This is a genomic window from Streptomyces sp. NPDC057445 (assembly GCF_042802855.1).
Lineage (GTDB): Bacteria > Actinomycetota > Actinomycetes > Streptomycetales > Streptomycetaceae > Streptomyces.
Map to the genome: position 1 here is coordinate 418,572 of NZ_JBHVDH010000002.1, position 22,111 is coordinate 440,682.

Consider the following 22,111-nt stretch of genomic DNA (forward strand, 5'->3'; position numbering starts at 1 on the left):
GATTAACTGAGCAGGCACCGGGGCAGCGGGAGTCGCGCGTCAGCAGACGTCGGGCGCAGGCAGGGCGCGTCGGGGCGTCGGCGTGGCGTCGTGCGTCAGCAGGCGTCGCGGATCAGCTCGGCCAGGTCCTCGTCGAGATCGAGATAGAGGTGCTCGCGTCCGGCCGGGACCAGCCTTTCGGCGCGCTCGAGGAACCGCCGCAGCTCCGAGGTCCGGATGTGCACCATCGCCGTGCCCTCGGGTGCGTGGAACTCCACCACCGTGCGGTCGTAGCCGTAGGGGCGCACCCGTACGTCACCCACGCCCGCGGGCGCGTCCATGCCCTCCGCGAGGAGCTCACGCGAGAACGCCCAGGACACCTCGGTGCCCTCCAGGGTCGCCGGGGCGGGAAACTCCATGCTGACGGCGAACGGATCCGCGCGGTCGTAGCGGAGGGTGGCGGGTACGGACTCCATCCGGGGCGCGGATGCGACCAGACGGGCCGTCACGGCCTGCTCGATGATGGTGGACAAGGCCTGCTCCCTCTCTAGGTTGCGGCGCGGCGACGCCTGCTCGCACAGAAGTAGACGGCGGATCGACCGAATCCGTGCATCCGTCGGAGGAGGTCGCAGGCGTGACCTGCGTCACCGAGCGCAGCCCGCCGGGCGCCGGACCGGATGTCGCACGGTCCGGGAGGGAGGCGGTCTGGACCGGGTGCCTGTGGTGGGCTACGTTCGCGCGCCATGACGTCCATGGGGAAGACGAGACGAACGGTTTCCGTGGGACTGTGCGGGGCGGCGCTCGCCGCGGCCCTCGCCGTCCCCGCACAGGCGGCGCAGGCGGCACAGGCGGCGCACCACCGGGGTGTCCCGCGCTGGGAGCTCAAGCAGACCGGCACGGAAGTACGGTTCCGGGGGCTGGCCGCGGTCAGCAGGAACACCGCGTGGGCCGCCGGCTCCAAGGGCACGGTGCTCCGTACGACCGACGGCGGCCGAAGCTGGCGGAACGTGTCTCCGCCGGGGGCGGGTGAGCTCGAGTTCCGGGACGTGGAGGCGTTCGACGGCAGGCGTGCCGTGGTGCTGGCCATCGGTGAGGGCGAGGCGTCGCGGGTCTTCCGTACCGGCGACGGCGGGGCGACCTGGACCGAGAGCTTCCGCAACACCGACCCGAAGGCGTTCTACGACTGCCTCACCTTCTTCGACAGCCGTCATGGCCTCGCCATGAGCGATCCCGTCGACGGCAAGTACCGGATCCTGTCGACGGGCGACGGCGGGAAGTCGTGGAAGGTGCTGCCGAGCGACGGAATGCCGGCCGCAGAGCCGGGCGAGGCGGGGTTCGCGGCGAGCGGCCAGTGTCTGGTCAGCGCCGGTCCCAGGGACGTGTGGCTGGCGACGGGTGGCGGCGCCACCGCGCGCGTCCTGCACTCCGCCGACCGCGGACTGCACTGGACCGCGGCCGCGTCGACCGTCCCGGCCGGGGACTCGGCCCGCGGAGTCTTCGGACTCGCCTTCCGTGACCCCCGGCACGGGCTCGCGGTCGGCGGTGACTACCGGACCGGCCAGACCTCGCCGCAGGCGGGGGCGGTGACCCGGGACGGCGGGCGCAGCTGGCAGCAGGCGACCACCTCGCCGCCCGCCTACCGCTCGGGAGTTGCCTGGCTTCCGCACAGCCGGACCGCCGCGCTCGCCGTCGGCCCCACCGGCACGGACCTGACGACGGACGGCGGACACAGCTGGCGGATCGTGGACAGCGGGTCGTACGACACCGTCGACTGCACGCCCGACTTCGGGTGCTGGGCGTCGGGGGAGAAGGGCAGGATCGCCCGGCTGGAGTTCCGCCCCGGGACGCTGTGAGCGCCGGCCGTTACGCGTTCTGACCGGGAAGCTGCTGCCGGTACCGCTCCAGCCCGGGTGCGGTCTTCGTCGCGAAGAACTCCGTGATGCGGTACTCGCACACGCCGCCGGCGACGAAGGGGTCGGCCGCCGCGATCCGTTCGATCCGTGCGCGGTCGTCCCCGACGGCCAGCAGCACACCGCCGTCACGAGGATGCTTGCGTCCTGACGCGATGACCAGGCCCTCCTCGTAGAGAGCGTCCAGCCAGGCCACATGCGCGTCGAGGAGTTCGTCGACACGCTCGACGGGCGCCGTGTAGGTCAATTCCAGTACGAACATGATCAGCAGGTTATCCGGGTGTCTAAGGTGGGGTTCATCATGACCACCATCAGGACACCCACCGACGAGACCGAGGCCCGGGCGATCCAGGACGAGCTGCGCGCCCGCGTCGTGCTCGACGAGCCGGGACCGCCTCCCGGCTCGGGCCTCGTCACCGGAGTCGACGTGGCCTACGACGACGAGCGTGATGTCGTCGTCGCGGCCGCCGTGGTCCTGGATGCCCGCACGCTCGCGGTCGTCGAGGAGACCACCGCGGCGGGCCGGGTCGCTTTCCCCTACATACCGGGACTGCTCGCGTTCCGCGAGATCCCGACCGTGCTGGCCGCGCTGGAGTCGCTGAACGCGGGACCGGGCCTGGTCGTCTGCGACGGCTACGGTCGCGCGCACCCTCGCCGCTTCGGGCTGGCCAGCCACCTCGGCGTGCTCACAGGACTGCCCGTGATCGGCGTCGCGAAGAACCCCTTCACCTTTGCCTGTGACCCGCCCGGCGACCGGCGCGGCGACGCTTCCCCGCTGCTCGCGCAGGACGGCGAGGAGGTCGGCAGGGCACTGCGCACCCAGGACGGCGTCAAGCCGGTGTACGTCTCGGTGGGCCACCGGGTGTCGCTCGACAACGCCTGTGCCCACACCCTGGCTCTCGCACCGGACTTCCGCCTGCCGGAGTCGACACGGCGCGCGGACGCGCTGTGCCGCCGTGCGCTGCGGGCGGCGACGGCCTGAGCCGCGGAGCGCGGCGGTCCGGGCGGGCGCGGAACCTGTCGGTGGGCGTGACGGCGGGCCGCGCCGCGTACGACGACCCACCGAGCGGCTCGGCAGCACTCTGATTCCGCCCGTCCGGCGGTGGCATGACCTCTTTCCTGCTCTTTCCTGTCTTTCCTGTCCGGGGTGCTGGTGTCCGGAACACTCCGGCCCGGCCCGGCGCTCAGCACGGTCGGGCCGCGGGCCTGAAGCAGCCCGGCCGCACCTCGGCCAGGGGCGTTGTGCCGCCCCACCGGCGGCCCGGGCAAAGCCTCCATGCGGTGCCGCAAAGTCCCGCCTGGCCCCGACTCCCTCGGCGCAGCGGCGCTTTGGGGATACTCCCGGGTGCGCGCCGCGCGGCCCTTCGGGTACGGCTGGGGTCTCCGCGGCGAAGCCAGGGGGACCCCAGCGCCGGACGCCGCAGGTCCTGCCCTTGGGGCAGACGGCGCTGCTTTGCCGACATCACCTACCGCGAGTGCACGACCCGGAAGACGATCCCCGCGGCGCGCAGCCGGGCCGGCAGCGCGTCGCCCATCGCGACAGCGGTGGTGACCTGACCCGCCGTCGGCGGCAGGTCGTCGAACGCGAGGCACAGCGCCGACTCTGCGAGCATCTTCGCCGTCTCGCCGTAGCCCGGGTCGCCGCCCGACACCTCCGTGAAGACCCGCCGCCCCCCGCCCTCGCCGACGAAGCGGATCCGGAACCAGCTCCGCTCGCGCTGCTCCGCACTCGGCCCCCGGCCCGGTTCGTAACGGTCCATCAGCCATCGGCGGGCGGGCGGAAGCTGGGCGAGGGCGGCGAGGGCGCCGAGTGCGGCGGGACCACCCAGCGCCATCGGCAGTGTCCTGACCGATGCGTAGTGCCGGTACCGGAAGTCGGGGCCGTAGCGCTCCAGCCGCCGCGCCGACCGCGCCACGATCTGCGGGTCCAGCGTGGGCAGCGGCAGCGCCCAGGTGCCGGTCTCCTTGCTGAACCGGGGCGTGGCGAAGAGCGACCTGGCCCGCCGGCCCACGAGCCGGGCCTCGTGCAGCCGCCGCTCCCGCGCGGCCCGGAGGGCCTCACGCTGCCGGCCCATCGCGGTGACCGCGGAGGCGAAGGTACCGCCGGAGAATATGCCGCCTGCGCGTACGAAGCCGTCCACGCGCAGCGGCACGTCCTCGGGCAGCTGCTGGACGGTGAAGTAGGCCCCCAGGTCGTGCGGCACCGAGTCGAAGCCGCAGGCGTGCACGATCCGCGCGCCGGTCTCGCGGGCCCGGGCATCGTGCCGTACGAACATGTTGTCGACGAACTCCGGCTCACCCGTGAGGTCGGCGTAGTCCGTACCTGCCTCGGCGCAGGCGGCGACCAGTGGCTCCCCGTACCAGACGTACGGGCCGACGGTCGTCGCCACGACATGGGTGGACTCGGCGAGCTCACGCAGCGAGTCGGGATCCGAGGCGTCCGCCACGACGAGGGGCAGGTTCGCGCACGCCGGATCGATCGCGGCGAGCCGTTCGCGCAGCCGCTCCAGCTTGGCCGTGCTCCGCCCGGCGACGGCCCAGCGGCACCCGGCCGGCGCGTGCGCGGCAAGATACTCGGCGGTGAGTGCGCCGACGAAGCCTGTGGCTCCGAAGAGCACGATGTCGTACGGCCGCTCCGGGCCGTCCTGCCTGTTCACATGACCCTCCACCTGCTCCAGGCCTTGTCCGGCCGATCCTGACGAGCCGATCGACCTGACACAGGGCCCTGCCCCGCGCCGTTGCCGATGGGCGAGGCTAGCGTGAGAGCGAACTGTCCGTGCGACCGGGAGGACGGGATGGCGGCACCACCGAAGGCGGCCCTGGCGAAATGGGAGAAGGTGCGGTCCTTTGCCCTGGGACTCCCGGGAGCGGGCGAGGAGTTTCCCTGGGGCGAGACCGTCGTCAAGGTCAACAAGAAGATCTTCGTCTTCCTGGGTGTGGACGACGGCAGCTATCCGCTGGGCATCGGCGTCAAGCTCAAGGACGAGGCTGCGCACGCCCATGCCCTGTCCTGCCCGGGCGCCGAGCCTTCGGGGTACGGCCTGGGCAAGGCGGGCTGGGTGCAGATCCCACTCGCCGTGAAGGGCGCTCCCGCCGCCGATGTGCTCTGCGACTGGGTCGAGGAGAGTTACCGCTCCATCGCCACGAAGAAGCTGATCGCCGACCTGGACGCCCGCTGAACCCGCGGAGTCCGACGCTCGTCGGCTCGTCGGCCCGGCGCCCCCCGTCATCGCCGGCGCGCTCCCGTCACCGGCAGTCGTCCGGGTGGTCCCGCACCCGGACGTCGATCCGGTCACGGGCGCCGATCAGGTCCTTCTCGTGCGGCTCGAGATTCGCGCAGGTCCGGTCCGCACCGGCGGTCCCGCATACCTCCGCTGTCCAGGCGATGGGTTCGGGGAAGTGTCCCGGCCCCTGGGGATCGGCCTCCATCGCCCCGTCCAGCCGCTCCAGCTCGTCGTGGACGCGCCCCAGGAAGTAGACGCAGTCCCTTGGCTCGTGCACCCGTGGCCGAGCGTGGCCCGGGGGCCGGCGAACGCGTCGCGGACCTTCTCCGGCCCCTGCGTGGGCAGTTCGGACGGAAAGACTTCAGCAGAGGTGTCCCCGTCGGCGCTGTCCCGCGCTTCGCCGTCCTTGCCGTCCGCCGCCGCCGCGGCCGTGGTCCTCTTCGCGCCGGTGTCATGGCCGGCCCCGCCGCGCGCGGCGGAGCACGCGATCAGGAGTGCCGCCGGAAGTGCGACGAGCGCTGCGGCGTGGACGGGACGGGGTATAGGCATGGAGTCTCCGTTCGTGGATCCGGCGGCCGGCACTACCGTCGTCGGGGAGAGAACCAAGCGCTTGCTCGCCTGAGGGGCTTGTGCGGAGTGGAACACGTTCTTAACATCACCGGTGTTACATCAGTTGTGTCATAGCGCTGGGGGCTTGATGGCAGCGACAGTGAACGGTCCGCCGAGCGGTCCGCTGGCCGGTGTGCGCGTGGTCGAACTGGCAGGCATCGGACCCGGTCCGTTCGCCGCCATGCTGCTCGCCGACCTCGGCGCCGACGTCGTGCGGATCGACCGGCCCGGTGGCGCGGGACTCGCGATCGACCCGGCCTACGACCTCACCAACCGCAACAAGCGGTCGGTACTGATCGATCTCAAGGCCGATGGCGGGGCCGGGCAGGTACTCGACCTGGTCGAGCGCGCCGACATCCTCATCGAGGGCTACCGCCCCGGCGTCGCCGAGCGCCTCGGCGTCGGTCCAGAGGAGTGCCACGTCCGCAACCCGCAGCTGGTCTACGGCCGGATGACCGGCTGGGGCCAGGAAGGGCCGCTCGCCCAGCGCGCCGGGCACGACATCGCGTACATCGCCGTCACCGGCACCCTCGGCATGATCGGCAGTCCCGACGAGCCGCCCGCCGTCCCCGCCAACCTCGTCGGTGACTACGCGGGCGGTTCCCTCTATCTCGTCGTCGGCGTGCTGGCCGCGCTGCAGCATGCCCGTACCCCTGGTGGAACCGGCCAGGTCGTGGACGCGGCGATCGTCGACGGCGCCGCGCATCTCGCGACGATGATCCACGGGATGATGGCCGCGGGCGGCTGGCAGGACCGCCGTGGCGCCAATCTCCTCGACGGCGGCTGCCCCTTCTACGGGAACTACGAGACCGCCGACGGCCGGTACATGGCGGTCGGCGCCCTCGAGCAGCAGTTCTACAACGAGTTCATCGAGCTGCTCGGCATCAAGGACGAGGTCCCGGCACGCAAGGACTTCGCGCGCTGGGACGAGCTGCGGGCAGCCGTGGCCGACCGCTTCCGCACCAGGACGCGCGAGGAGTGGACGGCGGTCTTCGAGGGAACCGACGCATGCGTCGCACCGGTGCTCTCCCTGCGCGAGGCCCCGGCCCATCCCCATCTCGCGGCGCGCGGCACTTTCACCGACCACGGCGGAATCACCCAGCCTGCGCCCGCACCGCGGTTCTCCGCCACCCCCGGATCCGTCCACCGCCCTCCGGCCCGGCCGGGCGCGGACACCGAGGAGGTCGCACGCGACTGGGACGTACCGGGCGTCCGGCGCGGGGGTGGAGACGACTGATGGCACGGACCGTTCCGTACACAACGGCCATGGAGGCCGCAGGCAGGGGGGCTGCACGATGAAGCGTCAGATCTTCGACGACGGGCACGACGCGTTCCGCGAGACCGTCCGCACCTTCCTCGCCAAGGAGGTGCTGCCGCACTACGACCAGTGGGAGCGCGACGGCATCGTCTCGCGCGCCGCCTGGCTGGCCGCGGGCAAGCAGGGGCTGCTGGGACTCGCGGTGCCCGAGGAGTACGGAGGCGGCGGCAACTCGGACTTCCGCTACAGCGCGGTGCTCGCGGAGGAGTTCACCCGGGCAGGTGCCGCCGGGCTCGCGCTCGGACTGCACAACGACATCATCGGCCCCTATCTCACCTCCCTCGCCGGCGAGGAGCAGAAGCAGCGCTGGCTGCCCGGCTTCTGCAGCGGTGAGATCATCACCGCCATCGCCATGACCGAGCCGGGCGCCGGGTCCGACCTGCAGGGTATCCGCACGACCGCCGAGGACCGGGGCGACCACTGGCTGCTCAACGGCTCCAAGACGTTCATCTCCAACGGCATCCTCGCCGACCTGGTGATCGTCGTCGCGAAGACCACCCCAGAGGGAGGCGCGAAGGGGCTGTCGCTGCTCGTCGTCGAGCGCGGCATGGAAGGCTTCGAGCGCGGCCGCAACCTCGACAAGATCGGCCAGAAGGCGCAGGACACGGCGGAGCTGTTCTTCACCGACGTCCGCGTCCCCAAGGAGAATCTGCTCGGGGAACTGAACGGCGCCTTCCTCCACCTGATGACCAACCTCGCCCAGGAGCGGCTGAACATCGCGGTCGCCGGGATCGCCGCCGCCGAGCATCTGCTCGAGATCACCACGCGGTACGTGAAGGAGCGCGAGGCGTTCGGGCGACCGCTCGCCAAGCTGCAGCACGTCCGCTTCGAGATAGCCGAGATGGCCACCGAGTGCGCCGTCACCCGTACGTTCCTCGACCGGTGCATCGTCGATCACTCGAACGGGGAGCTCGACGCGGTGCATGCCTCGATGGCCAAGTGGTGGGCCACCGAGCTGCAGAAGCGGGTCGCGGACCGCTGCCTCCAGCTGCACGGCGGATACGGCTACATGAACGAGTACCCGGTCGCGAAGGCGTTCACGGACGGCCGTATCCAGACGATCTACGGTGGCACCACCGAGATCATGAAGGAGATCATCGGTCGCTCGTTGCTCTCCTGACCCCTGACCCACCCTCGTTTGCGCACCCCTCATACGTGATGCGAAAGGCTCTGTCTTGAGTACCGAAGCGTTTGTGTACGACGCGATCCGCACCCCGCGGGGCCGCGGCAAGGCCAACGGCGCCCTGCACGGCACCAAGCCGATCGATCTCGTCGTGGGCCTGATCCACGAGATCCGTGCCCGCTACCCGGAGCTCGACCCGGCGGCGATCGACGACATCGTCCTCGGCGTCGTCGGCCCCGTCGGTGACCAGGGCTCCGACATCGCCCGGATCGCCGCCGTCGCCGCCGGACTTCCGGACACCGTCGCGGGCGTCCAGGAGAACCGCTTCTGTGCGTCCGGCCTCGAGGCCGTCAACATGGCCGCGATGAAGGTCCGCTCCGGCTGGGAGGACCTGGTGCTCGCGGGCGGCGTCGAATCGATGTCGCGCGTGCCGATGGCGTCCGACGGCGGTGCGTGGTTCGCCGACCCGATGACCAACTTCGACACCAACTTCGCACCCCAGGGCATCGGCGCCGACCTGATCGCCACGATCGAGGGCTTCACGCGCCGCGACGTGGACGAGTACGCGGCGCTCTCCCAGGAGCGGGCCGCGGCGGCCTGGAAGGACGGGCGCTTCGACCGCTCCGTCGTCCCGGTGAAGGACCGCAACGGACTGGTCGTGCTCGACCATGACGAGCACATGCGCCCGGGCACGACGGCGGACTCGCTCGCCTCCCTCAAGCCGTCGTTCGCGACCATCGGGGAGATGGGCGGCTTCGACGCCGTGGCGCTGCAGACGTACCACTGGGTCGAGAAGATCGACCACGTCCACCACGCCGGCAACTCCTCGGGCATCGTGGACGGCGCCTCGCTCGTCGCGATCGGCTCCAAGGAGGTGGGCGAGCGGTACGGGCTCAGGCCGCGCGCCCGCATCGTCTCCGCGGCGGTCTCCGGCTCCGAGCCGACCATCATGCTCACCGGACCGGCGCCCGCCACCCGCAAGGCGCTCGCCAAGGCCGGACTGACCATCGACGACATCGACCTGGTCGAGATCAACGAGGCGTTCGCGGCGGTCGTGCTCCGCTTCGTCAAGGACATGGGGCTCTCACTGGACAAGGTCAACGTCAATGGCGGCGCGATCGCACTTGGCCACCCGCTGGGGGCCACCGGAGCGATGATCCTCGGCTCGCTCATCGACGAACTGGAGCGCCAGGACAAGCGATACGGCCTCGCCACGCTCTGCGTCGGCGGCGGCATGGGTATCGCCACCATCGTCGAGCGTCTCTGACCGTCCCGTCCCTCCCCTTCGCCCTTACGGAGAAGCAGCAATGACAGCAACGCCGGCGAGTTCCACCATCCGCTGGGAGCAGGACGAGACCGGGATCGTCACCCTCGTCCTCGACGACCCCGACCAGTCCGCCAACACCATGAACCAGGCCTTCCGGGAGTCCATCGCGGCGATCGCCGACCGGGCAGAGGCCGAGCAGGACGGCATCCGCGGCATCATCTTCACGTCCGCCAAGAAGACCTTCTTCGCGGGCGGCGACCTCAAGGACATGATCCAGGTCGGTCCGGAGCACGCCCAGCAGGCCTTCGACATGGGGATGGGCATCAAGCGCGCCCTGCGCCGCATCGAGACCCTCGGCAAGCCGGTCGTCGCGGCCGTCAACGGCGCCGCGCTGGGCGGCGGTTACGAGATCGCCCTCGCATGCCACCACCGCATCGCGCTCGACGCCCCCGGCTCCAAGATCGGTCTGCCCGAGGTGACGCTGGGCCTGCTGCCCGCCGGCGGCGGTGTGACCCGTACGGTACGGCTCATGGGCATCGCCGACGCGCTGCTCAAGGTCCTCCTCCAGGGCACGCAGTACTCCCCGCAGCGCGCTCTCGAGAACGGCCTGGTCCACGAAGTGGCCGCGACGAACGAGGAGATGCTCGCCAAGGCGCGTGCCTTCATCGACGCCAATCCCGAGTCGCAGCAGCCGTGGGACGTCAAGGGCTACAAGATCCCCGGCGGGACGCCCTCGAACCCGAAGTTCGCCGCCAACCTGCCCGCGTTCCCGGCCAACCTGAAGAAGCAGCTGAACGGCGCCCCCTACCCCGCGCCGCGCAACATCCTCGCGGCCGCCGTCGAGGGCTCCCAGGTCGACTTCGAGACCGCGCAGGTCATCGAGGCGCGGTACTTCACCGAGCTGCTCACCGGGCAGACCGCCAAGAACATGATCCAGGCCTTCTTCTTCGACCTGCAGGCGGTCAACTCCGGTGCGAACCGGCCCAAGGGCATCGAGCCGCGCCCGGTCCGCAAGGTCGCCGTCCTCGGTGCCGGGATGATGGGCGCGGGCATCGCGTACTCCTGCGCGAAGGCCGGGATCGAGGTCGTTCTCAAGGATGTCAACGCCGATGCCGCAGAGCGCGGCAAGGAGTACTCGCAAAAGCTCCTCGACAAGGCGCTGAGCCGGGGACGTACGACCGAGGCCAAGCGCGACGAGCTACTCGCCCGGATCACCCCGACCGCCGACCCGGCGGATCTGGCCGGCTGCGACGCGGTCATCGAGGCGGTCTTCGAGGACCCGGCGCTCAAGCACAAGGTGTTCCAGGAGATCCAGGACATCGTGGACCCGGACGCGCTGCTGTGCTCCAACACCTCCACGCTGCCGATCACCCTGCTCGCGGAGGGCGTCGACCGTCCCACCGACTTCATCGGGCTCCACTTCTTCTCGCCGGTCGACAAGATGCCGCTCGTCGAGATCATCAAGGGCGAGCGGACCGGTGACGAGGCGCTGGCCCGCGCCTTCGACCTGGTGCGCCGGATCAACAAGACCCCGATCGTCGTCAACGACTCGCGTGGCTTCTTCACCTCGCGTGTCATCGGCCAGTTCATCAACGAGGGCGTGGCGATGGTCGGCGAGGGCGTCGAGCCCGCGTCGGTCGAGCAGGCCGCGGCGCAGGCCGGCTATCCGGCGAAGGTCCTCTCCCTGATGGACGAGCTGACCCTCACGCTGCCCCGGAAGATCCGCAACGAGTCGAGGCGGGCCGTGGAAGAGGCCGGTGGCACCTGGGCCGCCCACCCCGCGGACGCGGTCATCGACCGTCTGGTCGACGAGTTCGGCCGGACCGGCCGCAGCGGTGGAGCGGGCTTCTACGACTATGTGGACGGCAAGCGGGCCGGGCTGTGGCAGGGGCTGCGTGAGCACTTCGGCAAGCCGGACGCCGATGTCCCCTTCGAGGACATGAAGGAGCGGATGCTCTTCTCCGAGGCGCTGGACTCCGTCCGCTGCCTGGAGGAGGGCGTGCTGACGTCGGTCGCCGACGCCAACATCGGCTCCATCATGGGCATCGGCTTCCCGGCCTGGACGGGCGGCGTGTTCCAGTACATCAACGGCTACGAGGGGGGCCTGCCCGGCTTCGTCGCCCGGGCACGCGAGCTGGCCGCGACCTACGGCGAGCGCTTCGAGCCGCCCGCGCTGCTGGTAGACATGGCGGAGAACGGCGAGACCTTCACCGACGCCTGATCCCACTTCCGCGACGTGCCGCGGAGGACGGGCCCCGCCTCGGCGCAGGGCCCGTCTTCCGCCGCGCGGAACTCCTCAGGGCGCCGGCTCCCCTGGCGTCCCGGGATCGGGGACACGGTCGAGGAGTTCGGCGAGGACATCCAGCCGGAGCGCGACTCGATGGACCTCTGCGGCCGTGATGCTGTCCGGGGGCGGCGGCTGGAACACCGGATCCGGCCCCACTCCGAGCGTCGTCATCCGGTCGAGTATGCGCCGCTGGAACTCTTCCGGTGAGGTGTACGGGCAGACGATGTCCCGCGGTTCGAAGATCGTCCACATCATCTCCTCCTCATGGGTCGGCAGATCGTGCCAGGCCACACGGGTCACCGAGGGATCCGGCAACGGTGAGGGGAGCGCGGCCATCGGCCTCGCCCAGCGCTGGATGCCCCGCCGCAGCATGCCGCCGACACCGTCGCTCTCCGGCCACGCCGCCGGGGGTGCCACGGCGAGATAGCCGACGCGCATCTTGAGGTTCGCCCTGCGGGCGTCCTCGGCCACCTCGTAGGACCACCGCTTCTCGTTCCACCGCCACAGGCGCGGGGATTCGCCGACCCGGATCAGGGTCAGCTCCCAGTCCGGTCGGTACGTCCGCCTGACGTAGAGCCCCCCGGGTCTCAGCTGCGCGAATCTCATGGTCTTCCCCCCATGGCCGGTCCCGGCCGCTCCTGCCCCACAGTTGCCCGCAGGTTAGCGGCCCCCACTGTCAGTGGGCCTCCGTGGGGCGATCGGCCCCGGTCGCGGAACCGGCCTCGGTCGCGGAGCCGGCCCCGGTGGGGCCGAACGCCGCCCTCAACTCCTCCCGCAGCGAGCGCTGGAACGCCGTCACGAGCGCCTGGATCACCATCGGCTGCATATGGGCCGACAGCGACTTCATCGCCGCGACATGGTCCGGGTCCGCCGCACGTTCCCGGTAGGGACCCCACACCTCGTCCCGGAACAGCCGGGTCAGCTCGTGCGCGGCGGCCCTGGCGTGCTCCAGCAGGACCGTACGCGAGGCGAGGATCGTCTCGTGTGCGATGGGGACGTCCAGCAGCTCGATGCCGAGCCGCAGCAGCCCGCCGTCCAGCCGGAACACATCGGGGACCCCGGTGCGGTCCAGCACGCCCATGGCCGCGAGCCGGTCGATGTCCTGGCCCGACAGCGGGCGGCCGGCCCGCTGCTCCAGCTCGGTCCGCGGCACCTCCTCGGCCGACTCGGGAGCCCAGGAGGACACCAGCGCACGGTGGATCGCCAGATCGTGCGCGCTCAGACCGGGCGGCAGCTGCTCCAGGTAGCGTTCGATCGCGGCCAGCGTCATGCCCTGGTGCTGCAGTTCTTCGATCAGGGCGAGCCGGGAGAGGTGGCCGGGTCCGTAGTGTCCGACCCGGCGGGGCCCGATCACCGGGGGCGGGAGAAGACCACGGGTGCTGTAGAACCGGATGGTGCGGACGGTGACACCGGCGCGGGCGGCCAGTTCATCGACGGTCAGCGTCGGCTCCTCGGTCTCGGCCGTCATGATCTCCCTCGCTCCGTGCGTGCACACTCCGGTGCAACAGTATTGCTGTCTCACCAATGTTGTGAAAGCGCAGGAATTGCGGCGCCGATTGTCGGTGGTGCCTCGTACGGTGGGGGCATGACGGGGATCGCGTATGTACGGGGGGACGCCACCGCGCCGCAGGGCAAGGGCGTCAAGGTGATCGCGCATGTGTGCAACGACCTGGGCGGCTGGGGCAAGGGCTTCGTCGTCGCCGTGTCCCGGCGCTGGCCCGGTCCGGAGGCCGCCTACCGGCGCTGGCACCGGGAGCGGGCGGGGAACGACTTCGGTCTGGGAGCTGTCCAGTTCGTTCAGGTCGGACCCTGGCTGTGGGTCGCCAACATGGTGGGCCAGCACGGCATGCGTACGGGAAGCAAGGGTGTGCCCGTGCGGTACGAGGCGATCGACACCGCGCTCGCCGCGCTCGCCCGGAAGGCCGTGGAGCTCGGCGCGTCGGTCCATATGCCCCGGATCGGCTGCGGGCTGGCGGGTGGCAAATGGTCGAAGGTGGAGCCCCTGATAGCCGCGCGGCTCGTCGCGCGCGGCACAGCGGTGACGGTCTACGACCACGAGCCGTAGCCCCGGCCTCGGCCCACACTCCGGCTTGGTGTGTACCTGACGCTAGAGTGCGGGTGCTTGTTCGATTCGCCGAATCGAAGGGGGAGGGGCATGAGCGCACAACTGAGGGAAACCGCAGGGGAGTTGGCCGAGGTTCTGTGGCGCGAGCACACCGTGTACCGCGACCGGACCGGAGGCGTGGTGATCCGGGGGGAACACGTCCAGCGCTGGATCAGTATCGGCGCCACCGGCGGTCGGGGCGAGGTCCTGCTGCGCGCCGGCCGGATTCTTGACGGCGGCACCACCGCGCCGGCCCGCGTGGAGGCGGTCGCGAGCCTCACCGCGGGGACGGCCGAACTCGCCGCGGTCTGCCGCCGGCTGCTGGCCGAGACCGCAGCGGACGCCGGGCCGTCGGCCCCGCCCCGGGCGGCTCCCGCCGGGACCGAGCGGTCGGGGCGGTCCGGACCGTCGAGAAGATCCGGTCCGTTCAGAAGATCCAGGCGGTCCGTGCCCGGACAGCGGCACACCGGCCTCGGCTCCTGGGCGGTCATCCTCTGCGTGATCGGCATGGTGGCCCTGTACGTCCACCTGACGACGGGGGCGTACCGGTGAGCCGAGCCTCCCAAGCGAGCGGTGTGGCCTCGGGCCCGGGAGTGCCTCAGGCGGTGTGATGGGCCAGGGCGGCATGCGGGTCCTGGCCCGTCGTATGCGCGTGGTCGACATGAACGGTCGCCCCCGCCAGCCGGGGAACCGCGTGCAGCAACGCGTGCTCGGCGGCCACGGCGACCGCGTGTGCCTGGACGACGGTCAGCGAGGGGTCGACCTCCACCGATGTCTCGGCGCGCAGCGAGTGCCCGAGCCAGCGCATCCGCATGGTGCCCACGGACCGCACTCCCTCCACATGGGACAGTGCGTGCTCGGCCTCGTCCACCAGCGCCGGGTCCACGGCGTCCATCAGGCGGTGCCAGATCTCCCGGGCGGCGCCGCGCAGCACCAGCAGGATCGCTGCCGTGATCACGAGCCCGATCAACGGGTCCGCGTAACGCCATCCCAGTGCCGAGCCGCCCGCGCCCAGCAGCACCGCGAGAGAGGTGAACCCGTCGGTTCGCGCGTGGAGTCCGTCGGCGACCAGTGCGGCGGAGCCGATGCGTTTCCCGGTACGGATACGTGCCCTGGCCACCCACTCGTTGCCCACGAAGCCCACGAGCCCGGCGGCGGCGACGGCCGCCAGGTGGGTGACGTCCTGCGGCTCGAGCAGTCGGCGGACCGCCTCGTACCCGGCGAAGGCGGCCGAGGCGGCGATCACCAGGACGACGAAGACGCCCGCGAGATCCTCCGCCCGTCCGTACCCATAGGTGTAGCGGCGGGTGGCGGCCCGCCGCCCGAGCACGAAGGCGAGAGCGAGCGGCAGCGCGGTCAGTGCGTCGGTCGCGTTGTGGACGGTGTCGCCCAGCAGCGCGACCGACCCGGAGAGCCTTGCGATCACTGCCTGGACGACGGTGGTCGCGGCCAGGATGCCGAACGAGAGCCAGAGCGTCCGCAGACCTTCCGCGGAGCCTTCCAGCGCGGCGTCGATGCGCTCGCCGTGGTGGTGGTGGTGATGGTGGTGTCCACGTCCGTGCTCGTGCGCGTGTCCATGACCCGTCATGGACACCACCATGGCAGCCGAACAGCATTGCAGCCACTGCCGAAAAGCGGCCCCTGACCAGCTGCGAACGGTTTGCGACTGCCGCTCTGCGGCGACTGCCGCGCTGCTGTTGCCGCGTCAGTGCCGCCCCGGCACCGCCGGCGTGCGACTACTGCCCGGACGCGGCGACCGGGTAGTGGTCGGACAGGTTGGTGTACGTGTACCGCGTGCCCCAGCTGGAGACCGTCCAGGGCGCGCTCTGCTCCTTGATCACGTCGTTCTTCCAGCCGGCCGGCTTCGCGTGGCCCGCCCGGTGCAGGACGTGGTCCAGGTCCTCGCGCGGGTCGTCGGGGTAGCGGTCCGCGGCGATGGAGTTGTCCTGGGTGTCGAAGGAGTACGGGTGTCCGGTGCGCGCGTCGGCGCCCACCAGTCCGCCGTCCGCGAGCATCGTCGCGTACTCGGGCGTGCGCGAGTCGACATTGAAGTCGCCCGCGACCACGATCTGCTCGGACGCCGGGATGTTCTTGCCGTCGAGGAAGGCGTCGATCGCCCTGAACTGGCGGCTGCGCATCTGGGCCGCCTCACCGGCGCCGCAGCCCGGGTCGGTGGACTGGGCGTGCGTGCCGACCACGTGCACCTTCGTGCCGTTCACGTTCAGGACCACGTACACGAAGCCCTTGTTGGACCACCAGTCGGCGCCGCACGCGTCCTTGTAGACGTACTGCTCCTTGCGCACGATCGGCCACTTGCTGAGGATCGTGACGCCGCCGTCCTCGGGCGTGGTCGCGGAGTACGCCCCGCTCGTCGCGTCCCAGCCGGTCTTGGAACGCCCCATGACCGGGGTCTGGTACGGGTACTGGGCGGCGGCGTTCGCCTTCAGCGCGTCGGACGAGGAGTTGTCGAACGCCTCCTGCAGCACGACGACGTCGTGGCCCTGGAAGAAGGGAGCCGCGGGGATCGCCTTGGCCCGGTGGTCCTGGCCCCAGTTCGGGTACAGGGTCTTGCTGAAGAGGAAGGCGTTGTACGTCAGGACCTTCAGCGACGGCGTAGCGTCGGTCCCGGCGGCGGACGTCGAAGGTGCGGCCGCGGCCAGGGTGACGGCTGCGAGCGCGGTGGAGAGAGCTGCGCCGGAGATACGGCGGAGCATGGAGTGCGGCACTGGAACTCCCGTTTCTGGTGGGGGGATTGACCGGCGGGCACATCAAAGCAGCGGCAGTTACCTCGGGGTAACCATCAGGGGCCGAATTTCTGGCCGCAGCTTCACGATTCGCCGAACTTGTCTGAACAACTCGCACCGGCGCGGAGGTGCGAGGCCTCCGGAGTCCCTGGCGTCCCGGGACTGGCCGGTTCGCCCCGAGTCCTCGGCCTCCGCGGAGTCTCCGTCCGGCAGGCACGTCCCCCGTGCTCGCCCGCAGGCCGCGATCGCATACTGGTACCGGAGGGACCGGCCGTCGAGCCGCCCGGCCGCCGACCTGGGAGCGACCTATGAGCAGGCAGGACCCGGCGCCACCGCCCCCCGGCGGGGTGCTCTGGAGCCTCGCGGGTGACATCCGCGGTCTGCTCATGCTGCCTGCCGCACTCACCATGCAGGTGGCGCACCCCGCCGTGGGGGCCGGGGTCGACGAACACTCCGTCTTCCGCACCGACCCGTGGGGCAGGGGAGAGCGTTCCCTGCGTTCGCTCCAGCTCTGGGTGTACGGCGGCGAGGCGGCGGCCGAGGAGGGCCGGCGGCTCCGGAGACTGCACCGGACCATCCAGGGGACCGACACCCGCGGCCGGCGCTACCACGCGCTCGATCCCCAGTACTACTCATGGGTCCATGCCACCGGCTTCCCCGTCTACCGGTACGCCGCCTGCTATCTGTACCGCCCGCTCACCGAGGCGCAGGAGCGGCAGCTCTACGCGGAGTGGCTGCAGGTCGGCCGGATCCTCGGGATCCACGACCGGGACATGCCGGGGACGATCGAGGAGTTCTGGCCGTACTACCGCAAGGTGCTCGCCGACGAGGTGGAGGCGACCGCAGTCGTCGAGGACCTCATCGCGACCGACCGGCCCGTGCCGCCGCCGGACCGGGGGCCGTTGCTGATCCGTGTGCCGCTGCGTGTGCTGTGGCCGGTGGTCCTGCCGCTGTTCGCGCGCTTCCGGCGCTTCGTCACCATCGGCCTGATGCCGCCGGAGGCCCGCGCGGCGATCGGTCTGCCCTGGACGGACCAACAAGAGCGCCGACTGCGGCGGTTCGGGCGTGTCGTTCGTGCCGTGGTGCCCCTGCTCCCCGAGCGGCTGCGCTATCTGCCGCCGGCCCGCGAGGCTCGCAGAGCTGCCCGTGCCGCACGGCGGGACAGCCCCTGAGCCCCTGTCCGGCCGTTGATCTTGTCGCGTCGAGGCAGGTGTCCGCGGGAGCGCATGCGCCCGGCGCACCCGGCTCCCGTACACGCGCCGGGGCACCCTCTTTCGTCGGTGCAGCCGAGTGACCGTCGACCCGGCGGGCCGTTGAGCCGGTTATGGGTACTCCTGGTTCGGGCGGACGATCCATCGTCCGCGCTGTCGTATCGCTCCTGCTCCTCGCCGCCACGGTCCTGGCCGGCCCCCCAGCCACCGCCGGCAGCCACCCGCCGCCGTCGGCGGACCCCGCGGCGATCCGTGAATGGAACGCCATCGCCACCGAGACCATCGGCACCGACTTGGGACCCACCCGTCCCTCCGGTCAGGCCGTCATCTGGCACGGATTCGTGTCGGCCGCCGTCTACAACGCCGTGGTCGGCATCCAGGGCCGTTACACCCCGTACAAGTGGCGGGCGCGCGGGCCCTCCACCGCGTCGCCGGAGGCGGCTGCCGTGGCCGCGGCGCACCACGTACTGCGCACCTACTTCCCCGCGGCCGGGGCCACGCTCGATGCCGCGTACGCCCATTCCCTCGCCAGGATTCCCGACGGCCCCGCGAAGAAGCAGGGTGTGGCCTTCGGGGTACGCGCAGCCGACCACATCGTCGAACTGCGCGAAGGAGACGGCCGGTTCGCCCCGGTGGAGTTCACCGTTCCGCCCGCGCCAGGCGTCTGGCGGCCAACCCCTCCCGCCCACCAGCCCTTCATCGACCCCTGGCTCGGCAAGCTTCGCCCGCTGCTGCTCACCTCCCCGCACCAGTTCCGCCCGGGCGAGCCGCCGGCCCTGTCCTCTGCCCGCTACGCCGAGGACGTGAACGAGGTGAAGGCCATGGGGGCGAAGAACGGCTCGTCCCGCACCCCGCTCCAGACCGAGACCGCCCTGTTCTTCGGCGGAAGTCTGGTGGTGCAGTTCCAGGAGGCGTTCCGGGACCACACCGCCCGGCACCGACTGGACATCGCCGAGACGGCACGGCTGTTCGCCGCGGGGAACGCGTCGGCGACCGATGCCGTCGTCGCCGCGTGGGACGCCAAACTCCACTACGGATTCTGGCGGCCGATCACCGCTGTCCGGCTGGCCGACACCGACGGCAACCCCGCGACCGAAGCCGATCCGTCGTGGGAGCCGCTGCTGGTCACCCCACCGCACCCCGACTACGTCAGCGGTCACGCCGCCGTTGCCGGCGCCGTGACCCGGACCCTGACCGGCATTCTCGGCACCGCGCACATCGACCTCGACATCTCCTCGGAGCTCACCGGAACCACACGCCACTACGAGTACGCCGACCAGCTCAACGAGGACATGATCAACGCCCGTGTCTGGGCCGGAATCCACTCCCGTTCGGCGGACACCGCCGGGTGCCGTGCCGGTAACCGCATCGGCGTCTGGACGCTCGCCCACTACTTCCAGCCGGTGCACCCGCCACGAGAGCAGGCCTCGCCGCCGGTCCGGCCGACATGCCCGCACGGCGGCGAGAGCTGACCGGCCCGGGCTCCGGCGCAGACCCGCCTTCCGGACCGGGCCGCGCGGCCGACCGCGAGCACGGCCGGCACACCGGTCGTCCGTGCCCGGCGACGGCCGCCCTGCTCGGCGAGCCCGCGCCCCCCGGGAACGGGGGCGCGCAGGCTCCCGCAGCGGCGTTCACGCCGAGGCGCGGCGCACCAGCGTCGTCGGAGTGATCACCGAAGCCGGTGCACCGGATCCGTAGTCCTCGTTGAGGACGCGCATCAGGAGCCGCACCATCAGCCGGCCGTTTCCCTCTATGTCCTGACGGACCGTCGTCAGCGGGGGATCCGTGGTCTCGGCGATCGACGTCATGTCGTCGAAGCCGACGAGGGCGATGTCCCGCGGCACCCGGATCCCCCGCTCGTGCAGTACGCGCAGCGCACCCGTGGCCATCAGATCGTTCGCCGCGAACACCGCGTCCACATCCGGCTGCCGGTGCAGCAGTTCCGCCATCGCGCGGGCACCGCTGTCGACGGTGAAGGCCCCCTGCGCGATCAGCTCGGGCCCCGCCTCGGCCAGCGCATCGCGGTAGCCCTCGACACGGTCCAGCGCCGAGGTCTGGTCGGACGGTCCCGCGATGTGCGCGATCCGCCTCCGCCCGAGTCCCACGAGATGGCGCACGGCTGCCGCGGCGCCTCCGCGGTTGTCGCAGTCCACGTACGGAACCACGTGACCGGCATCGGCGCCCGGCCGACCGCCGAACACCGCGGGTACGCCGGACTCCCGCACGATTCCCGGGAGTTCGCCGTCATCGTGGAGCGAGAACGCGAGCGCCCCGTCGACATGCCCGCCGCCGAGATACCGGGCGATCCGGTCATGGTCGTCCGCGCCCTCCACCCACAGCAGCACCAACTGGGAGTCATGGGCGGCCAGCTCCCGGCTGATGCCCCGCACCTGGCGCTCGAAGAAGGGGTCCGAGAAGATCCTGAACTCGGGCTCGGCGATGATCACCGCGACAGCGCCGTTGCGTCGCGTGACCAGCGAACGCGCCGCGTGATTCGGCACATAGCCGAGCTCCGCCACCGCTTCGCGCACCCGGTCCGCCAGCGGCGCCCGTACACCGGCCCCGCCGTTGACGACGCGCGACACCGTCGCCCGCGACACCCCGGCGCGGGCGGCGACGGCCTCCAGCGTGGGCCTGGTCCCAGTGGTCGGATCGGGCAACGGACACTCCTCGTCGGCGCGTCGGACCGTATCCACACGAGGGTATCCGCAGGCGCCGTCACCCGGGCGAGGACGGCGGCGCCTGCGGCCGGGGTCAGTGCCCGTCCGTGTGCCCGCGCCCGTGTTCGTGCTCGTGGACGTTGTTCGTCGCGGCGATCTTCTTCCACGACCTGGGCTGTACCGGCCGGGTGCCGGCGCCGGCGGCGCGTGCACCCGCCGTGCCCCGGGCCGCCGGGCCCGCCGCCGGGGCGGCGGCCGGCTTCGACGGCTCGTACAGCCAGGTGTCGAACAGCCCCGCGAGCGGCTTCCCCGAGACCGACTCGGCGTACTGGACGAAGTCGCCCACACTGGCGTTGGCGTTCGCCTTCGCCGTCGGCCACCCCTTGAGGACCGCGAAGAAGTCCTTGTCGCCGATCTCGGCCCGCAGCGCCTGCAGGGCGAGCGCACCGCGGTCGTACACGGCGATGTCGAACTGCTTGTCCGGGCCCGGGTCGCCGGGCTTCACCGTCCAGAACGGGTCATCGGCCGGGTGCAGCGCATAGACGTGGTCCGCCAGTTCCTGAGCGGTACCCTCGCCCTCCTTCTCCGACCACAGCCACTGGCTGTACCGGGCGAACCCCTCGTTGACCCAGATGTCCTTCCAGCCCTTGACGGAGACGCTGTCGCCGTACCACTGGTGGGCCAGTTCGTGCACGACCACCGAGACATTCGCGCCGTTCGCGAACTGGCGCGGGCTGTAGAACGGCCGGGTCTGGGTCTCCAGGGCATAGCCGCTGGTCACATTGGGCACGTAGCCGCCGAGCGCGTTGAACGGATAGGGGCCGAAGACCTCCTCCAGCCACTCCGCGACCTCGGTCGTGCGCTCGATGCTCGCCCGTGCCGCGCCGGCGTTGTCACCGAGGTCCACGCTGTACGCGTTGAGGACCGGAAGCCCCTTGTCGGTCTTGTCGGTCGTGATGTCGAACTTGCCGACGGCGAGTGTGGCGAGATACGTCGCCTGCGGCTTGTTGGACCGCCAGTTGAAGCGGGTCCAGCCGAGGCGTGAGGACTGCGACTGCAGAACACCGTTGCTGATCGCCTGGGTGCCGTCCGGTACGGAGACGGAGATGTCGTACGTCGCCTTGTCCAGCGGGTGGTCGTTGGACGGGAACCACCAGACGGCCGAGTCGGGCTCCTGCGCGGCGACACCGCCGTCCGGGGTGCGGTGCCAGGCGCTCCAGCCGTCGATCTTCAGCTCGGAGGGCTTGCCCGCGTACTTCACCACGACGGAGACCGGCTTGTTCTTCTCGATCGGTGCGGCCGGGGTGACCTCCAGTTCATGGTCGCCGGTCCTGGCGAACGTCGCCTTCTTCCCGTTGACCCGTACCTCGCTGACGTCCAGTCCGAAGTCGAGGTTGAAGCGGGACAGGTTCTGGCGGGTGGTGGCGAGCAGGGTCGCCGTGCCCTCCAGGAGGTCCGTCTTCGGCTGGTACTTGAGCCTCAGGTCGTAGTGCGAGACGTCGTAGCCGCCGTTCCCGCTCGCCGGGTAGTAGGGATCACCGATGCCCGGGGTCCCGGGCACGAAGTCAGCGGCCGATGCCGGGATCGCCAGCAGGAGAGAGGCCGTGAGTGCACTCGGGACGAGGATTCTGGGGTGCACGAAAGCTCCAAGTCGTCGGGGCGAATGATCTCTTCG

21 protein-coding genes are annotated in these 22,111 nt (G+C 71.1%); 11 read left to right on the forward strand and 10 right to left on the reverse strand.

The features are described 5' to 3' along the window. Positions 1-95: 95 nt before the first annotated feature. Entirely contained in the window at positions 96-512 is a 417-nt protein-coding gene (locus ACFU5O_RS06725; protein WP_384237198.1) for an SsgA family sporulation/cell division regulator, read from the reverse strand. Positions 513-722: 210 nt separating this feature from the next. On the opposite strand from ACFU5O_RS06725, the gene ACFU5O_RS06730 reads away from it, so the two are divergent. Further along, positions 723-1,832, forward strand: a complete 1,110-nt coding sequence (locus ACFU5O_RS06730; RefSeq protein WP_384237199.1) for a WD40/YVTN/BNR-like repeat-containing protein — start codon at positions 723-725, stop codon at positions 1,830-1,832. Positions 1,833-1,842: 10 nt separating this feature from the next. On the opposite strand, the gene ACFU5O_RS06735 is transcribed toward ACFU5O_RS06730, so the two are convergent. Then, positions 1,843-2,151 (reverse strand): YciI family protein, encoded by a 309-nt coding sequence (locus ACFU5O_RS06735; RefSeq protein ID WP_384237201.1) that lies wholly within the window; start codon positions 2,149-2,151, stop codon positions 1,843-1,845. A 39-nt stretch (positions 2,152-2,190) separates the two neighbouring features. Here ACFU5O_RS06735 and ACFU5O_RS06740 point away from each other — a divergent pair, with 39 nt between their 5' ends. Next, positions 2,191-2,871: an endonuclease V gene (locus ACFU5O_RS06740; RefSeq protein WP_384237204.1), complete on the forward strand. Its 681-nt coding sequence runs from the start codon at positions 2,191-2,193 to the stop codon at positions 2,869-2,871. 484 nt (positions 2,872-3,355) lie between these two features. Here ACFU5O_RS06740 and ACFU5O_RS06745 read toward each other — a convergent pair whose 3' ends face one another. Next, positions 3,356-4,546, reverse strand: coding sequence for a saccharopine dehydrogenase family protein (locus tag ACFU5O_RS06745; protein WP_384237207.1), 1,191 nt, complete (start codon positions 4,544-4,546; stop codon positions 3,356-3,358). Positions 4,547-4,684: 138 nt separating this feature from the next. On the opposite strand from ACFU5O_RS06745, the gene ACFU5O_RS06750 reads away from it, so the two are divergent. Beyond that, complete coding sequence (locus tag ACFU5O_RS06750) at positions 4,685-5,068, forward strand: MmcQ/YjbR family DNA-binding protein (RefSeq protein ID WP_384237210.1); 384 nt, start codon at positions 4,685-4,687, stop codon at positions 5,066-5,068. 67 nt (positions 5,069-5,135) lie between these two features. On the opposite strand, the gene ACFU5O_RS06755 is transcribed toward ACFU5O_RS06750, so the two are convergent. Then, the gene (locus ACFU5O_RS06755) at positions 5,136-5,390 is read right to left on the reverse strand and encodes a hypothetical protein (RefSeq protein WP_384237212.1); all 255 of its coding nucleotides are present in this window, start codon (positions 5,388-5,390) and stop codon (positions 5,136-5,138) included. Between the two features lie 420 nt (positions 5,391-5,810). On the opposite strand from ACFU5O_RS06755, the gene ACFU5O_RS06760 reads away from it, so the two are divergent. From ACFU5O_RS06760 to ACFU5O_RS06775, 4 genes are read left to right on the forward strand one after another with little or no spacing between them, the layout of a single operon-like run. Then, on the forward strand, positions 5,811-6,959 hold the full coding sequence (locus tag ACFU5O_RS06760; protein ID WP_384237215.1) for a CaiB/BaiF CoA transferase family protein: 1,149 nt from the start codon (positions 5,811-5,813) through the stop codon (positions 6,957-6,959). Positions 6,960-7,017: 58 nt separating this feature from the next. Continuing rightward, the gene (locus tag ACFU5O_RS06765) at positions 7,018-8,160 is read left to right on the forward strand and encodes an acyl-CoA dehydrogenase family protein (RefSeq protein ID WP_384237218.1); all 1,143 of its coding nucleotides are present in this window, start codon (positions 7,018-7,020) and stop codon (positions 8,158-8,160) included. A 55-nt stretch (positions 8,161-8,215) separates the two neighbouring features. Continuing rightward, positions 8,216-9,430 carry an acetyl-CoA C-acetyltransferase gene (locus tag ACFU5O_RS06770; protein ID WP_384237221.1) on the forward strand — a complete coding sequence of 405 codons (1,215 nt, stop codon included), beginning with the start codon at positions 8,216-8,218 and terminating at the stop codon, positions 9,428-9,430. A 40-nt stretch (positions 9,431-9,470) separates the two neighbouring features. Further along, entirely contained in the window at positions 9,471-11,651 is a 2,181-nt protein-coding gene (locus tag ACFU5O_RS06775; protein WP_384237224.1) for a 3-hydroxyacyl-CoA dehydrogenase NAD-binding domain-containing protein, read from the forward strand. 75 nt (positions 11,652-11,726) lie between these two features. On the opposite strand, the gene ACFU5O_RS06780 is transcribed toward ACFU5O_RS06775, so the two are convergent. Together ACFU5O_RS06780 and ACFU5O_RS06785 are read right to left on the reverse strand one after the other, a co-directional pair. Next, positions 11,727-12,323 (reverse strand): hypothetical protein, encoded by a 597-nt coding sequence (locus ACFU5O_RS06780; protein WP_384237226.1) that lies wholly within the window; start codon positions 12,321-12,323, stop codon positions 11,727-11,729. Between the two features lie 70 nt (positions 12,324-12,393). Further along, positions 12,394-13,185 carry a MerR family transcriptional regulator gene (locus ACFU5O_RS06785; protein WP_384237228.1) on the reverse strand — a complete coding sequence of 264 codons (792 nt, stop codon included), beginning with the start codon at positions 13,183-13,185 and terminating at the stop codon, positions 12,394-12,396. Positions 13,186-13,302: 117 nt separating this feature from the next. On the opposite strand from ACFU5O_RS06785, the gene ACFU5O_RS06790 reads away from it, so the two are divergent. Together ACFU5O_RS06790 and ACFU5O_RS06795 are read left to right on the forward strand one after the other, a co-directional pair. Next, entirely contained in the window at positions 13,303-13,782 is a 480-nt protein-coding gene (locus ACFU5O_RS06790; RefSeq protein ID WP_384237231.1) for a macro domain-containing protein, read from the forward strand. A gap of 90 nt (positions 13,783-13,872) precedes the next feature. Next, positions 13,873-14,373 carry a hypothetical protein gene (locus ACFU5O_RS06795; RefSeq protein ID WP_384237234.1) on the forward strand — a complete coding sequence of 167 codons (501 nt, stop codon included), beginning with the start codon at positions 13,873-13,875 and terminating at the stop codon, positions 14,371-14,373. A 46-nt stretch (positions 14,374-14,419) separates the two neighbouring features. On the opposite strand, the gene ACFU5O_RS06800 is transcribed toward ACFU5O_RS06795, so the two are convergent. Together ACFU5O_RS06800 and sph are read right to left on the reverse strand one after the other, a co-directional pair. Next, positions 14,420-15,409, reverse strand: coding sequence for a cation diffusion facilitator family transporter (locus tag ACFU5O_RS06800; RefSeq protein WP_384237236.1), 990 nt, complete (start codon positions 15,407-15,409; stop codon positions 14,420-14,422). Positions 15,410-15,557: 148 nt separating this feature from the next. Further along, complete coding sequence (sph, locus tag ACFU5O_RS06805; RefSeq protein WP_384237781.1) at positions 15,558-16,535, reverse strand: sphingomyelin phosphodiesterase; 978 nt, start codon at positions 16,533-16,535, stop codon at positions 15,558-15,560. A gap of 338 nt (positions 16,536-16,873) precedes the next feature. On the opposite strand from sph, the gene ACFU5O_RS06810 reads away from it, so the two are divergent. Both ACFU5O_RS06810 and ACFU5O_RS06815 read left to right on the forward strand, forming a co-directional pair. After that, complete coding sequence (locus ACFU5O_RS06810; RefSeq protein ID WP_384237237.1) at positions 16,874-17,737, forward strand: oxygenase MpaB family protein; 864 nt, start codon at positions 16,874-16,876, stop codon at positions 17,735-17,737. Between the two features lie 152 nt (positions 17,738-17,889). Next, positions 17,890-19,248, forward strand: a complete 1,359-nt coding sequence (locus ACFU5O_RS06815) for a vanadium-dependent haloperoxidase (RefSeq protein WP_384237239.1) — start codon at positions 17,890-17,892, stop codon at positions 19,246-19,248. A 159-nt stretch (positions 19,249-19,407) separates the two neighbouring features. Here ACFU5O_RS06815 and ACFU5O_RS06820 read toward each other — a convergent pair whose 3' ends face one another. Both ACFU5O_RS06820 and ACFU5O_RS06825 read right to left on the reverse strand, forming a co-directional pair. After that, on the reverse strand, positions 19,408-20,436 hold the full coding sequence (locus ACFU5O_RS06820; protein WP_384237242.1) for a LacI family DNA-binding transcriptional regulator: 1,029 nt from the start codon (positions 20,434-20,436) through the stop codon (positions 19,408-19,410). A 94-nt stretch (positions 20,437-20,530) separates the two neighbouring features. After that, a complete protein-coding gene (locus tag ACFU5O_RS06825; RefSeq protein ID WP_384237245.1) occupies positions 20,531-22,075 on the reverse strand; it encodes a M1 family metallopeptidase in 1,545 nt (514 codons plus the stop codon). Positions 22,076-22,111: the final 36 nt, after the last annotated feature.